The following is a 14355-nucleotide window of genomic DNA, read 5'->3' as shown; positions in this document are numbered from 1 at the left end:
TTGGGGATGGCCTGCGGTGAAAGGTCTGTATGGCGCGATGAGCGGTCGGCTATCCCTTTCACCCCTTTACGGCTCCCGCCGTCAGTCCTTCCACGATGTAGCGCCGGATCGCGGCGAAGAGCACCAGCGTGGGCACCACCGACACGACCGTGGCGGCGGCCATCGAGCCCCAGTCGATGTCGTACTGGGTGATGAAGGAGTTCATGGCCACGGGGATCGTCTTGGCGTCCTCGCTGTCGATGAACGTGATCGCCAGGAACAGCTCGTTCCAGCACTGCACGAACGCGAAGATGAACGTGGCCGCGATCCCCGGCAGCATCACCGGGATGACCACCCGCACCATCGCCACCAGCCGGGAGGCGCCGTCCACCTGGGCGGCCTCCTCCAGCGCCACCGGCACCCGCTCGTAGAAGCCGCGCATGATGATCGTGGCGAACGGCACCAGCATGGCCACGTACACCAGCATCAGCCCCGACAGGCGGTTGAGCAGGTCGAGGTCGGACATCAGCAGGTAGAGCGGCCCGAGCGCGATGAACAGCGGGATCATCTGGGTGACCAGGAACGCCAGCATCAGCATGCCGCGCCCGGGGAAGGCGAAGCGGGCCAGCGTGTAGCCGCCCAGCACGCCGATCGCGGTCACCGCCGCGGCGGCGGCGAGCGAGACGAGCAGGGAGTTGAGCAGGTACGCGCCGAAGTCGGCGAACGAGAACAGCTCTGCGTAATGCTCGAAGGTCGGGTTCGCCGGCCAGTACCGCAGCGGCACCGAGAAGATCTCCGGCTTGGGCTTCAGCGAGGTGACGACGATCCAGTACAGCGGGAACAGGGTGATGAGCAGCCAGGCGCCGAGCACGACGACCTTGGCCGCGAGCGCGAGCCGCCTCATCGGGCCTTCTCGAATCTCGTGGCGTTCAGGTAGAAGACGCTGAAGGCCAGCAGCAGGCCCAGGATGAGCAGGCCGACCGCGCCCGCCCGGCCGTAGTCGCCGCCGATGACCTGCTGGATGAGGAACGTGGTGATGATGTCGGTACTGCCGGCCGGGCCGCCGCCGGTCATGGAGTAGATCAGGTCGGGGAAGTTGAGGATCCAGATGATCCGCAGCAGCACGATCAGCGCCAGGGTGGGCCTGATGTGCGGCAGCGTGACGTGCCAGAACTGGCGCAGCCGGGAGGCCCCGTCGACGGACGCGGCCTCGTAGAGCTCCTTGGGGACCGACTGCAGCGCGGCCATGATCATGATGGCGAAGAACGTGACGCCGTACCAGATGTTGGCCACGATCACGGACGTCATCGCCCAGCCCGGCGTGGCCAGGAAGCCGATGCGCCCGTCGATGATCCCCGCCTTGAGCAGCAGGTCGTTGATCACGCCGAACTGGCCGTTGAACATCCACCGCCACAGCAGCCCGATCAGGAACCCCGACATCGCCCAGGGGAAGAAGACCCACGCCTGGTACAGCCCCCGGCCCCGGAAGTGGCGCCGCAGCAGCAGCGCCAGCCCGAAGCCGAGGAAGAACTGGAAGAACAGCGACACCGCGACCCACGTGCCGGTGTTGCGCAGCGCCGTCCAGAACCGGTCCTCCCCCAGGACGACCCGGAAGTTCTCCAGGCCGACGAAGGGCGTCGAGGTCAGGTCGAACAGGTTGTAGCGCTGGAACGCGATCACCGCGCCGCGGATCATCGGGTAGTACGTGAACAGGACCACGAACACCACGCCGGGCAGCAGGCACAGCGCGATGAACCGGGCCCTGCGGACGGTGAAGGTGCGGTTCACGACACCTTCTTGGCCTGGTCCGCCCAGAAGGCGTCCCACGCCTTCAGCACCTCGGCGGTGCTCTTCTTGCCGGTGATCAGGGCCTGCACGTCACGGTCGGAGTCCACCAGGAACTGGCTCCAGCCGGGGTAGTCGACCGGCCTGATCGTGATCACCTGCTTGGGGTCCTGCTGCGCCTCCAGGTACGCCTTCCACGCGCCCTGCGAGAACTGCGGGTCGCTCTGCGCCTGCTTGGAGATCGGGATGAGCGAGTTGCCCTTGGCGAAGGCGATGCTCTGCTTGGCCTCCGACAGGAACTGCACCAGCTTGACCGCCTCCTTCGGGTGCTTGGTGAAGGAGGTCGCGCCCCAGCCGGCGTAGCCGACGGGCTGGAAGGCGTACCCGCTCGGGCCCTTGGGGATGGGGGCGGTGGACCAGGCCGTGACGCCGCTCTCCTCGACCGTCTTGATCACTTCGGGGTCCTGGATGAGCATGCCGGTGACGCCCGAGGTGAAGCCCTGGACCATCTCCGGGTAGCCCCAGGAGACGGAGTCGGGCGGTGAGGCCTCCTTGAAGATCTTCACGTAGAGGTCGAGGGCCTGGGCGGCCTCCGGGGTCGAGAAGATCGTCCGCTTGTCCTTCAGATAGAAGGATTTTTCAGGATCCAGGGCCTCACCGTTGTACGCGCTGATCATCATCACCGCGTAGTCGGCCCCGCCCTTGCCGCCCCGGAACGAGTAGCCGAAGCGGTCGGCCGAGGTCATCCGCTTGCCCGCCTCGTACAGCTCCTGCCAGGTGGCCGGGGGCTTGGTCATGCCGTAGTCGGTCCGGTAGAACAGGGTCCGCTGGTAGAACCCGTACGGGATCAGGTAGGGCTTCCCGCCGACCTCGACCGCCTTCGTCTGGGCCAGCTCGGTCAGGTCCGACCAGCCGGGCCAGTCCGTGGTGGGCAGCTCGGCCAGCCAGCCGTTGTTGGAGAAGGACTTGGCCGTGTGGTCGCGCACCTCCAGCACGTCCAGGTCCTTCTTGGTCTGCAGGATCTGGGTGATCTTCTGGTCGGCGCTGTCGAGGGGCGGCGAGACGAGTTCGACGCTGACGCCGGGGTTGGCCTTCTCGAAGTCGGCGATCAGGGACTTGATGAGCTTCGTACGTTCCGGGCTGGTCAGGCTCTCGATCATCCGCAGCCGTACCTCGCCCGAGGACGACGAGCCGGAGCCGCCGCACGCGGCGGACACCAGCGTCACGGCGACCACGGCCGCCAGGAGGAGGGGGTTTCTCACGACGAGCCTCCCGCGATGGTTCAGACAGCGCTGTCAGTCACGCGCTGTGAGCCAACCTAGGCGACCAGCCCCTCGAGCGCCAGACCGAGATCCTTGATCAAAGTGTCCGCGGGCTCCAGGCCGACCGAGAGCCGCACCAGACCGACGGGGATGCCCATCGTGGCCCGCACGCTCTCCTCGGTGGACAGCGCGGGTGCGTTCACCAGGCTCTCGAAGCCACCCCACGACACCCCGATCCTGAAATGTCGCAATTTATCGAGAAAAGCTGCGACCTTCTCCCGCGACTCCGTGTCGAGCTCCACGCTGAACAGGCTGGAGAACCCCGACATCTGCCGCAGCGCGACCGCGTGCCCCGGATGCGACGGCAGCCCCGGATGGTTCACCGCCCGCACCCCCGGATGATCGTTCAGGAAGGCCGCCACCGCCAGGCCGCGCTCCTGGTGCGCCGCCATCCGCACCGGCAGCGTGCGCAGGCCCTTGATCACCTTGGCCGCGTCGTGCGGCGACATCGCGGCGCCGTAGAGCTGGTACTCGGTCAGCGCCAGCGGCCTGACCAGCCGGGCCGGGCCCACCACGACGCCGCCCACGAGGTCGCTGTGCCCGCCGATGTACTTCGACAGCGAGTGCACGACGAGGTCCACCCCCATCGTCAGCGGCTTCTGGAACAGCGGCGTGGACCAGGTGTTGTCCATCACCGTCACCAGCCCGTGCCCCCGCGCCCACGCGGTGATCCCGGCGATGTCCACGACCTGGTAGGCCATGTACGAAGGGGACTCGAAGTAGAGTAGGCGGGTGCTCCCCCTGATTGCGCTGTCACAGTGCGCGAGGTCCTCGACATGTGTGTGCGTGACCCCGAACTTCTCCAGATAGCGCAGGAACTGGGTGGTGGGTCCGTAGACGGCGCCCAGCACCAGCACGTGGTCCCCGGCCGACACGAGGGAGGAGATGGTCGCCGAGATGGCGCCCATGCCCGAGCCGAAACACTTCGCCCGCTCTCCCCGCTCGAGCGCCGCGAGCTTACGCTGGGCGAGGTCGACCGTCGGGTTGGTCCCCCGCCAGTAGACGTAGCGCTCGTCCTCGTTCTTGATCGCCTCGCCGAGTTCCTCCGCGGTCTCGAACGTGAACACCGAGTTCTCGTACACCGGCGGGTTGACCGCGCCCAGCACCCACGGCTCGTCCTCGCCCAACCGGCCACAGATCCAATCGTCATCCATGGGGGCAGACTATGACAGCTCGCACGCCTAAGCCGACGATGGCCGACGTGGCCAGGCACGCGGGCGTGAGTCTCAAGACCGTCTCCCGGGTGGTCAACCAGGAGCCGCACGTCCGGACGTCCCTGCAGCAGCGCGTGCAGGCGGCGATCAGCGCGCTCGGCTACCGCCGCAACGAGGCCGCCGCCCGGCTGGCCAGGGGCGCGACCATGCTGACGCTGGGGCTGGTCATGGAGAACATCTCCAACGAGTTCTACTCCCGCCTCGCCGCCGCCGTCGAGGCCGCCTCCGCCGAGCACGAGGCCCTCGTCGTGTTCGGCTCGTACGAGGAGAGCGCCGCCAAGGAGCGCATGCTCATCGAGACCATGTACGCGCGGGGCGTCGACTCCCTCATCATCGTCCCCTCGGCGGCCGACCACAGCTGGCTGGCCGAGCACGCCGGTCTCACCACCGTGTTCGTGGACCGGGTGCCGTCCGGGCTGAGCGCGGCCGACGTCGTCCTGCTCGACGACGTGTGGGGCGGCCGGGCCGCCACCGAGCACCTGCTGGCCCACGGGCACCGCCGCATCGCGCTGATCTCCGACGACGACGGGCTGAGCTCGGTGCACGACCGGGCCATCGGCTACCGTTCGGCGCTGGCCGCGGCCGGCGTCCCGGCCGACGACGAACTCGTGGTGCGCGGGGTGTTCGAGCCGGCCCGGGTCGCCTGCGAGGTCGGCCGGCTGCTCGGCCTGCCCGCCCCGCCGACCGCGTTCTTCGCCACCAACAACCGGGCCGCGATCGGGATCCTGCAGGCGCTGCGGGAGCGGCCGGAGCGGCCGGCGTACGTGGGGTTCGACGACTTCGCCCTCGCCGACGTGTTCAACCCCGGCGTCACCGTGGTCCGCTACGACGTCACCCGCCTGGCCCGCAGCGCGGTCGACCTCCTGCTCAACCCCTCGCGGACGGCGCGGCGGGTGAAGGTGCCGGTCGAGCTCGTGACGCGCGGCTCGGGAGAGATCCCGGCCTGACTCCAAGAGCGGGTCAGGTCTCGGCATGCCCCCGTCTGAGCCCGCCTTCGGGCGGGTAATCACCCGGCTGTACGACTTCGGGGCCGGCTCAAGGAGAAGAGCGATGTCCGAGAGCGACGATGCCGAGGCCTCCTGGGAGGTCGCCGATCCGGACGTCTACCTGGACGTGCCCATGGTCAAGGTCGAGGAGATCACCCTCGACGTGCAGGACCTGCGGGCCAAGGTGTCGCTGCAGGCCGAGGTGCTGGACCTGCTCCGGCTGAGCGTGGGCGCGGACGTGGTGCTGGGGAGCGTCAACCTGACGATCAAGGGCGTGGAGGCACAGGCGGTGCTGCAGGTGCGGCTGGACAACGTCGCGCGCATCATCGACCGGGTGCTGACCACGATCGACGACAACCCACAGATTCTGGAGCACGTCACACGCGGACTCGGGGCCGCCGTCCACGACCTCGGCGCCGGCGCGGGCCACGCGGTACGCGACGTGGGCACGGGGGCCGGCCACGCGGTACGGGACGTAGGCACGGGCGCGGGGCACGCCGTACGTGACGTGGGCACGGGAGCCGGCCACGCCGTCCGCGACGTCGGAGCCGGCACCGGCGGCGCGGTCCGCGACGTCGGGGCGGGCACGGGCGAGGCGGTCCGCGACGTCGGGACCGGACCCGGGACGGTCGTAGGTGACGTGGGCACGGTCGCCGGTGGCGCGGTCGGGGACGTCGGGGCTGGGGCCGGAGACGTCGTACGGGACCTCGGGACCGAGGCCGGGGAGGCTGTGCGGGACACCAGAGCCGGAGCCGAAGAAGTTGTGCGAGACGCCGAAGCCGGACCCGGGGCGGTCGTTCGGGACGTCGCGCCCGAAGCTGGAGCCGCCGTGCGGAACGCCGGGCCTGGAGCCGGGAAGGTCGCGCGGGACACCGGTACCGGAGCCGGAGAGGTCGTGCGGGATGGAGCGGCGGGGGCCGGGCGGGTCGTCGAGAAGCCCGGGCGTGCGGGACCCGACGAGGGGACGGCGGCGGCGCACGGGGTGGAGGCGATGAGCGCGCCCGAGTTGGCCGCCGCCCTGGCCCGCAGGACCTTCCGAGCCGGCCGCGACTGGCTCGACCACCTCACCGGCGGCGCGGGCCACGCGAGCAAGCACCATCCCCGGCGTAAGTGAGGACCCGTCATGCCCATGCCTGAGCGCCCGGACGTACCGGACGTCGAGATCAGAGCCTCGGTGAAGGCCCGCGAGCTCCGCTTCCAGGCACGCCCCGAGGTGAGCACGCACACGGAGGCAGAGCCCGGCGGAGAGCACGCCTCGGGCAGCGACCGGAAGAACCTGCCCGCCCAGGTGACGGCCGGCGTGACTTATCACGACATCCAACTCGACTTCCGCCTCGCCGCCCGCCTGACCGCCCCACCACCCGATTCCCTGACCCGGCTCGGACTGGAACCCCGGCCACCAGCCCAACCGACGCCCGACCCCCGACCCGAATCCTCGTCACAGCCCGCACCCGTATCTGCACCTGCACCTGCACCTGACCACCAGCCGCCGGCTGAGCTCTAGGTCGGGGTGCCTGGACCGGTGGGAGTCGTGCGGCCGGTTTCGTAGGCGTCGTGGAGGACCGAGGCCAGTTCGTCGGCCAGTTCCGGGCTGGCCGCGACCACGCCGCTCCAGCGCCTGGTCAGGTCGGTGTCCAGGCCGATCGGGCGGCCGAACACGTCCCTGACCGCCCCGCCGCCCGCCTCGGCCAGCACCACGGAGGCGGCGAGGTCCACCAGCCGGTGCGTGTCGGTGGCGGCGTCGGCGAAGGCGTCCGTCGCCCCCTGGGCCACCAGGGCGCCCTCCAGGCAGCTCGTGGACAGGATCCGCACGCGGCCGGCCCGGCGCGCCACCTCCCACCACGCCGAGGCCGCCCCCGGGTTCGCGGGATGGGGGCGCAGCAGGGAGACGGCCGCCCCGGGCAGGGACGTGCGGCCGGTGGTACGCAGCGGGGACGGCGTGCCCGCCTTCGCCCACCAGCTCCGCCCGGTCTCCAGCCAGACGGTCAGCGCCTCGGTGAACGATCCGTCCACGGCCACGGCGGCCGAGAACGCGGACAGGGGCACGCCGGCGGCGGCGTTGGCGGACCCGTCCACGGGGTCCATGACCAGGGTCAGCGCCGAGCCGTTGTCGACCCAGCCGGTCTCCTCGGTCAGCACGTTGACCGAGTGGCGGGACAGCGCGTTCAGGATGGCGTTCTCCACCAGCACGTCGATCCGCATGGTGGGAGTGCCGTCGGCACCGTCCCCCACGACCTCGGCCAGGGCGGCGCGGTCATGCTCTGCGGTGGCGACGCTGTACGCCTCCAACGCGGCGGACGCGGCCGCCGCCAGCGCGGGCTGAGCCTCCCCAGGCACCCCGACCACCCACGCATGACCTCGCGCCACAGAGGAGCCGACCCGCCGAGATACGGACGAACCACCAACCCGCGGCACAGACGAGCCACCAGCGTCCAGCTCGGACGAGCCGCTGACGTGCGGCGCGGGCGAATCGCCGACATGAGGCACAAAGGGACCGCCTGCGCGCGGCGCGGAGGAATTGCGTTCCCGTGCCGCCGGGGCGGGGCTGGGATCGTCGGGTCGTTCGGGCCCGTCCGTTGCCGGCATCGCCGTCCTCCCTCTCCGGAAGTCCGCGTCCCGGGAAGTTCGCTACCGAAGCTCGCTCCCGGAGATCCGCCAGGTGAAGTCCCGTCGGGCGGACGCGTCCCCGACCTCGTCATACCCCTGCGGCCGGGGAAGCCTCACTCACCGTGACGGTCGTGCGTACGGCCGGGCACATGAACCGGGCGGCGGAGCGTCAGCCGCCGCACTACAGTCGGATCGTGGCTCTTCTCCCCCCGGCGCTGACCCAGATCCTCCGCAACAGGCCCGAGCTCGCCGGGGCGCCCTCCGTGGACATGCTCGAACGGCTGCTGGACCGGCCCGAGCTGGCCATCCCCGTTCTGCTCGACCTCGACGCCGACTGCCACGTCGTCAGCCAGGCCATCCAGGCGGCGGGCGGCGCCACCACCCGCGAGGCGCTGGCCGGTCTGCTGCACGACCCGCTCGACCGGCTCGGCGAGGTGCTGGACACCATGGCCGGACACGGCCTGATCACGCTCGACAGCGGCCCCGACAGCGGCGGCTCCGACGGCGGCATCGTGCGTTCGCGGCACCCCGCCGGGCTCTGGCAGCATCCGTTCGGGCTGGGCAGGCCGCTGCGGGAGTTCGGGAAGGCGGTCACGGCCGAGACGCTGAAGACGATCGTCAGGACGTTCGGCGGGCAGCCGGCCGGGCGCAAGGCCGACCTGGTGCGGCAGGCCGAGGACCTGCTGGCCGACGGCGCGGCGGTGCGGGCTCGCGCGGCCGGGCTGCCGGCGCAGGCGCGGGCCCTGCTGGAGTCGATGGCCGCCGGGTCTCCCGTGCTGGCCGGCACGCAGTTCGGCTACGGTCCCGTCCCCCGTACGCAACCCGTCCAGCGCCTGGCGGACGCCGGGTTCGTGATCCGCGACGGCTGGGAGTACGAGCTGCCCAGGGAGATCGCGCTGGCCCTGCGCGGCGACGGCTGGAAGCCGGCGCTGACCGGGCAGCCCGAGGTGCCGGCGGGCCCCGTCCCCGAGAGCGACGGCGTGGACGTGGCGCTGGCCGCGATCGAGCGGGCGCGGGCGCTGGCGGAGCTGGCCGCGACGGAGTCCGTGGCCGAGCTGAAGTCCGGCGGTGTGGGCGTGCGTGAGGTCAGGCGGGTGGCCAAGGCGCTCGGCCTGCCGGAGCGGGAGGCCGTGCTCTGGCTGGACGTCGTCGTCGCGGCCGACCTGATCGGCTCCGAGCAGGGCGAGCGGCTGATCGCCACCACGCTCCTGGACGACTGGCTGGAGCGTCCGGCGGGCCGGAGGTGGCGGGCGCTGGCCGAGAGCTGGCTGGGGCTGCCGCAGGCGCCCACGTACCGCGTCATGGGGTGCTGCGAGGAGCACATGACGCCGCTGCCGCCGCCGTACGAGTTCGCGTGCGAGGCGGGCCGGATCCGGCGCGCGGTGCTCCAGACGTTGCGTACGCTGCCCCCTGGCATGGGCGCGGAAGCGGACAAGATGGGCGAGGCGGTGGCCTGGCGCACGCGGGCGATGGCGGAGGCGCCGGAGGCGGCCGCCGAGTTCGTCGCGGCGGCCCTGCGCGAGGCCGAGTGGCTCGGCGTGGTGGCCGGCGGGGCGCTGACGACGCTCGGGCGAGCCCTCCTCGGCTCCGGCGGGGCACTCATGACGCCCGGGCCGACCTCGCTCGACGCCGGCGGAGCACTCACGACGCCCGGACCGGCCCCGCTCGACGCCGGCGGAGCACTCACGACGCCCGGACCGGCCCCGCTCGACTCCGGCGACGTGGACGCACTCTTCCCCGCCCCGGTCACGACCGTGACCCTGCAGAACGACCTGACCGCCGTCGTCACCGGCGTCCCCTCCCCCGAGCTGGCCGCCTTCCTCGACCTGGCCGCCGACCTCGAATCGCGCGACCGGGCGAGCGTGTGGCGCTTCTCGGAGGCGAGCGTGCGCAGGGCGCTCGACCAGGGCACGGACGCCGAGACGCTGCTGTCAGGGCTGGACCGCTTCTCCGCCAAGGCGATCCCGCAGCCGCTGAGTTACCTGGTCACCGACACGGCCCGCAGGCACGGCACGGTCAAGGTCGCCGCGGCCCCTTCCGTCGTGATCGCCGACGACCCCGCCGTCATCACCGAGTTGTGCGCCGCGAAGGCGCTGCGCAAGGCGGGCCTGCGGCGGATCGCGCCGACGGTCGCGCTCGGCACGCTGTCTCCCGGCGAGACGCTGCGGCTGCTGCGGCAGGCCGGGCACACCCCGGTCGGCGTGGCCGCCGACGGGACGATCCAGGCCGAACGTCCTCAGCGCCGGCGTCTCCCGGCCGAGCCGAGCCCCGACGAGGCGGGCTTCGACGCGGAGGCCGCGGCCCGGGTCATGTTCGGGGGTCCCGCCCGGCCCGCACCCGGTTCGGCCGAGCAGGCGCTCCAGGACGCGGCCGTGACCGGCGAGCCGATCGTGATCGTCTGGCGGCGGGGCGAGCACTACATGGACGGCCTGGAGTTCGGGCCGGGCACGGTCATCGGCTACTGCCACGACTGCGACGACATCCACCGGATCGAGCGGGCCAAGATCAAGAAGGCCTATCCCCTGTAGCACTCCCTACGACGGTGGAGCTTCCTGCGACGCCAGGGCTCGCCACGACCAGCGGGCTCGCTACGACGAGCGGGGCCGCCAGTCGCCGCGGTCGAGGTCGAGGTTCTCCGGGGTGTGCAGCCTGACCATGGTCCTGGCCGTGCCGGGCGGCACCCGGTGCGGCGTCAGGAACGACACGGCCACCATCACCGCGAACGCGATCGGCACCGTCCACGCGGCCGGCTGGGCGAGCAGGGCGCCCGCCAGGCCCGACGCCGGGCCGCCGACGATCGTCACCAGGACCGCCGCGCAGGCCAGCCCGCCCCCGACGAACAGCCCGGCCAGGGCTCCCGTCGTGGACAGCCGCCGCCACCAGATGCCGAGGACGAGCAGCGGGCAGAACGACGAGGCCGCCACGGCGAAGGCCAGGCCCACCACGTCCGCCACCGGCAGCGCCCGCGCCCACAGCGCCAGGGCCAGCGGCACCGCCACCGCCATCAGAGTGGCGATCCTGAACGAGCGCACCCCGCCCTTGAGCAGGTCCTGGGCGATCACCCCCGCGACGGACACGGTGAGCCCCGAGGACGTGGACAGGAACGCGGCGAACGCGCCCGCGGTGACCAGGGCGGTGAGCAGGTCGCCGAGGGTGCCGCCGATCATGCGGGCGGGCAGGGTGAGCACGACCGTGTCCGTGCGGACCAGGTCGGGGGCGTACATGCGGCCCAGCCAGCCGTACACGGTGGGCAGCAGGTAGAACGCGCCGAGCAGCGAGAGCACGACCAGCGTCGTCCGGCGCGCGGCCCGCCCGTCGGGGTTGGTGTAGAAGCGGACGAGCACGTGCGGCAGCCCCATGGTGCCCAGGAACGTGGCCAGGATCAGCGAGTACGTCGAGTAGAGCCCGTACTCCCTGACCCCGCCGAGCGGCGTCTGCCAGGTGAGCGCGTCGGCGGCGCTCACGGCGGGCGCGCCGTCGGCCCGCCAGGCGAGCAGCAGGAACACCAGCGGCACGGCCAGCGCGGTCAGTTTCAGCCAGTACTGGAACGCCTGCACGAACGTGATCGAACGCATGCCGCCCGACAGCACGTTCACCGCCACGACGACGGCGACGAGCAGCCCGCCGACCCAGACGGGCGCGCCGGTGATCGTGCGCAGCACGAGCCCGGCGCTCTGGAACTGCGGCATCAGGTAGAGCCCGCCGATGAGCACGACGAGCACGCTCGCCGTGCGGCGCACGGTCATCGACTCCAGCCTGGCCTCGGCGAAGTCGGGCAGCGTGTACGCCCCCGACCGCCGCAGCGGCGCCGACACCAGCACCAGCAGCACCAGGTAACCGCCGGTCCAGCCGACGGGCAGCCACAGCATGTCCACGCCGAAGGACAGGATGAGCCCGGCGATGCCCAGGAAGGAGGCCGCCGACAGGTACTCGCCGCCGATGGCGGAGGCGTTCCAGAGCGGGCTGACCGTGCGCGAGGCCACATAGAAGTCGGACGTGGTGCGGGAGAACCTGATGCCGAACGCGCCGATGAGCACGGCCGCCAGCATGACCACGAGCACCGCCGTCAGGCTCATCGGCGCTCGACCAGCTCGGCGAAGTGCCGCTCGTTGCGCTCGGCCTGACGGACGTACAGCCAGGCGCCGATGACGAAGGCGGGATAGATGAGCCCGCCCAGCACCGCCCACGGGAGCGGCACGCCGAGCACGTGCACCTCGCGCAGGTCGGGCAGGAGCAGGAACAGCAGCGGCAGGCCGCCGATCACGCAGGCCAGCACCGTGCAGACGAACAGGGCCAGCCGGAACTGGGTGCGCAGCAGCGAGTGCATGTAGACCTCGCCCAGCCTGGTCTGCTCGTCGATCTCGCGCAGGGCCGGGTAGCGGGGCCGGCGGGCGGCGGCCGTCCTGGGGCTGGTGACGGTGACGCGGCGGGGCACGTCGGAGCGCCGGCCGGGGCGCGGTACCTGGCTCATTCCTGCCTGCCCTTCCTGGCCCGCCGCACCAGCAGGTCGCGCAGCTCGCGGGTGTGCCGCCGGCTGACCGGCAGCTCGGTCTCGCCCACGCGCACGGTGCACCTGCCCGAGTCGATGTGCAGCTCCTCGATGTGTTTGACGGCCACCAGGTGGCTGCGGTGCACGCGGATGAAGCCCGCGGAGGCCCACCGTTCCTCCAGGGTGGCCAGCGGGATGCGGACGAGGTGGCTGCCGGCGGCGGTGTGCAGCCGCGCGTAGTCGCCGTGGGCCTCCACGTAGATGACGTCGGCGCTGGAGACGAAGCGGGTCACGCCGCCCAGTTCGACCGGGATCGTGTCGCTCTCGCCGCCCTCCACGGGCACGTCGGCCGAGACCGCCACCCGCCTGATCGCCTCGGCCAGCCGCTCCGGCCGGACCGGCTTGAGCAGGTAGTCCTCGGCCTTGATCTCGAAGGCGTCCACCGCGTGCTCCTCGTACGCGGTCACGAACACCACCCGGGGCGGGTTGGCGAACTGCGACAGCAGCCGGCCGAGCACCACGCCGTCCAGGCCGCGCATCCTGATGTCGAGGAACACGGCGTCGATCGGCCGCCCGTCCGCGATGGCGCGGTCCAGCAGCCGCAGCGCGGCCGCGCCGTCCCTGGCCGTGGCCACCTCGCCGATGCGGGGATCGGCGCGCAGCAGGTACGACAGGTCTTCGAGGGCCGGCAATTCATCGTCGACCGCCAATACCCGGAGTTGTGCCATAGACAGTGACTAAACCGACAACAAAGATCGAGGTCAACGGGCGGAGACGCCTGGGTGATATTTCGGCAACCGGATGTTGACCTTGGTGCCCGCGCCGCCGGCCGTTTCGACGACCAGACCGTACTCGTCGCCGTACACCTGACGCAGCCGCTCGTCCACGTTCGCCAGCCCGACGCCGCCCGCCGGAGCGATGTCACCTGCGAGAATGCGGCGCAGCCGCTCGGGGTCCATGCCGAGCCCGTCGTCCTCGACGCTGATGCGGCACTCCGCGCCCGCGTCCTCGGCGATGATCGTGATCCGGCCGACACCGTTCTTGCTCTCCAGGCCGTGCCGGACGGCGTTCTCGACCAGCGGCTGCAGGCACAGGAACGGCACCGCCACCGGCAGCACCTCCGGCGCGATGCGCAGCGTCACCTGAAGCTGGTCGCCGAACCTGGCCCGCTCCAGGATCAGGTAGCGGTCGATCGAGCGCAGCTCCTCGGCCAGGGTGGTGAACTCGCCGTGCCTGCGGAAGGAGTAGCGGGTGAAGTCGGCGAACTCCAGCAGCAGCTCCCTGGCCCGCTCGGGGTCGGTGCGGACGAAGGAGGCGATCGTGGTGAGGGAGTTGTAGATGAAGTGCGGGGAGATCTGCGCGCGCAGCGCCCGCACCTCGGCCTCCATCAGTAAAGTGCGCGAGCGGTCGAGCTCGGCCAGCTCCAGCTGCGAGTCCACCCATCCGGCGACCTCCTGCGCGGCCCTGACGAGACCGGCCGAGGCGTTCTGCCCGTAGGCGGCCAGCGCGCCGACCACGCGGTCGTCGGTGGTCAGGGGCACGACCACGGCGTGCCTGACGGGGCATTCGAGCAGGTCGCAGTCGATGGTCAGGACCTGGGTGCGGCCGTCCTTGAGCGTCGCCGCCGCGTGCTCGAACGCCTGGTCGGCGTGGTGGTCGTCGCCGGCGCCGTCGTAGACGAGCAGGCGTTCGCCGTCGGTGATGGCGACGGCGGCCGAGCCGAGCAGGGCGCGCAGGTGCCGCGAGGCGCGCTCGGCGCCATCGGCGGTCAGGCCGGCCCGCAGCGGCGGTCCGGCCATCGAGGCGGTGTGCAGGGTCTCGAACGTGGCCCGCTCCGCCGGGCTGGTGCCCAGCTCCCTGCGGCCGCGCATGACCCGCCACAGCACGATCGACGGCACGCCGACGAGCACCGCCACGACGACCACGTCGACCAGGTATTCCACGCCGCCTGAGCCTAGTGCCTGACGGCGGGC

General features: G+C 71.6%; 12 protein-coding genes. 3 read left to right on the top strand and 9 right to left on the bottom strand.

The features are described from left to right. Positions 1-58: 58 nt before the first annotated feature. The 4 genes from B0I32_RS02720 to B0I32_RS02705 are packed head-to-tail and all read right to left on the bottom strand — an operon-like array spanning position 59 to position 4240. Entirely contained in the window at positions 59-883 is an 825-nt protein-coding gene (locus tag B0I32_RS02720; protein WP_106234576.1) for a carbohydrate ABC transporter permease, read from the bottom strand. Then, complete coding sequence (locus tag B0I32_RS02715) at positions 880-1767, bottom strand: carbohydrate ABC transporter permease (RefSeq protein WP_219911611.1); 888 nt, start codon at positions 1765-1767, stop codon at positions 880-882. Before B0I32_RS02715 ends, B0I32_RS02720 begins: the two co-directional genes overlap by 4 nt. Continuing rightward, positions 1764-3026 (bottom strand): ABC transporter substrate-binding protein, encoded by a 1263-nt coding sequence (locus B0I32_RS02710; RefSeq protein WP_219911610.1) that lies wholly within the window; start codon positions 3024-3026, stop codon positions 1764-1766. The genes B0I32_RS02715 and B0I32_RS02710 overlap by 4 nt, the downstream gene beginning before the upstream one ends. 56 nt (positions 3027-3082) lie before the next feature. Next, positions 3083-4240: a trans-sulfuration enzyme family protein gene (locus B0I32_RS02705; RefSeq protein WP_106234575.1), complete on the bottom strand. Its 1158-nt coding sequence runs from the start codon at positions 4238-4240 to the stop codon at positions 3083-3085. A gap of 11 nt (positions 4241-4251) precedes the next feature. Here B0I32_RS02705 and B0I32_RS02700 point away from each other — a divergent pair, with 11 nt between their 5' ends. Next, on the top strand, positions 4252-5247 hold the full coding sequence (locus B0I32_RS02700; RefSeq protein ID WP_106234574.1) for a LacI family DNA-binding transcriptional regulator: 996 nt from the start codon (positions 4252-4254) through the stop codon (positions 5245-5247). A gap of 103 nt (positions 5248-5350) precedes the next feature. Next, on the top strand, positions 5351-6400 hold the full coding sequence (locus B0I32_RS02695; RefSeq protein ID WP_106234572.1) for a hypothetical protein: 1050 nt from the start codon (positions 5351-5353) through the stop codon (positions 6398-6400). Between the two features lie 386 nt (positions 6401-6786). Here the strand turns inward: B0I32_RS02695 and B0I32_RS02685 are convergent, their stop codons facing one another. Then, positions 6787-7623 (bottom strand): inositol monophosphatase family protein, encoded by an 837-nt coding sequence (locus B0I32_RS02685; protein ID WP_219911609.1) that lies wholly within the window; start codon positions 7621-7623, stop codon positions 6787-6789. Between the two features lie 464 nt (positions 7624-8087). Between B0I32_RS02685 and B0I32_RS02680 the strand changes: the two genes are divergently transcribed. Next, positions 8088-10421 (top strand): helicase-associated domain-containing protein, encoded by a 2334-nt coding sequence (locus B0I32_RS02680; RefSeq protein ID WP_146178016.1) that lies wholly within the window; start codon positions 8088-8090, stop codon positions 10419-10421. A 60-nt stretch (positions 10422-10481) separates the two neighbouring features. On the opposite strand, the gene B0I32_RS02675 is transcribed toward B0I32_RS02680, so the two are convergent. From B0I32_RS02675 to B0I32_RS02660, 4 genes are read right to left on the bottom strand one after another with little or no spacing between them, the layout of a single operon-like run. After that, the gene (locus tag B0I32_RS02675) at positions 10482-11969 is read right to left on the bottom strand and encodes a sodium/solute symporter (protein WP_106234567.1); all 1488 of its coding nucleotides are present in this window, start codon (positions 11967-11969) and stop codon (positions 10482-10484) included. Further along, a complete protein-coding gene (locus B0I32_RS02670; RefSeq protein WP_106234565.1) occupies positions 11966-12364 on the bottom strand; it encodes a hypothetical protein in 399 nt (132 codons plus the stop codon). Before B0I32_RS02670 ends, B0I32_RS02675 begins: the two co-directional genes overlap by 4 nt. Continuing rightward, positions 12361-13110: a LytR/AlgR family response regulator transcription factor gene (locus B0I32_RS02665; protein ID WP_106234564.1), complete on the bottom strand. Its 750-nt coding sequence runs from the start codon at positions 13108-13110 to the stop codon at positions 12361-12363. Before B0I32_RS02665 ends, B0I32_RS02670 begins: the two co-directional genes overlap by 4 nt. Before the next feature lie 33 nt (positions 13111-13143). Beyond that, a complete protein-coding gene (locus B0I32_RS02660; protein WP_106234562.1) occupies positions 13144-14325 on the bottom strand; it encodes a histidine kinase in 1182 nt (393 codons plus the stop codon). Positions 14326-14355: the final 30 nt, after the last annotated feature.

Origin of the sequence: Nonomuraea fuscirosea (genome assembly GCF_003001935.1) — a bacterium.
Taxonomy (GTDB): domain Bacteria; phylum Actinomycetota; class Actinomycetes; order Streptosporangiales; family Streptosporangiaceae; genus Nonomuraea; species Nonomuraea fuscirosea.
Note: the sequence above shows the minus strand (reverse complement) of the source record. Positions and strands in the feature narration are given on the sequence as shown.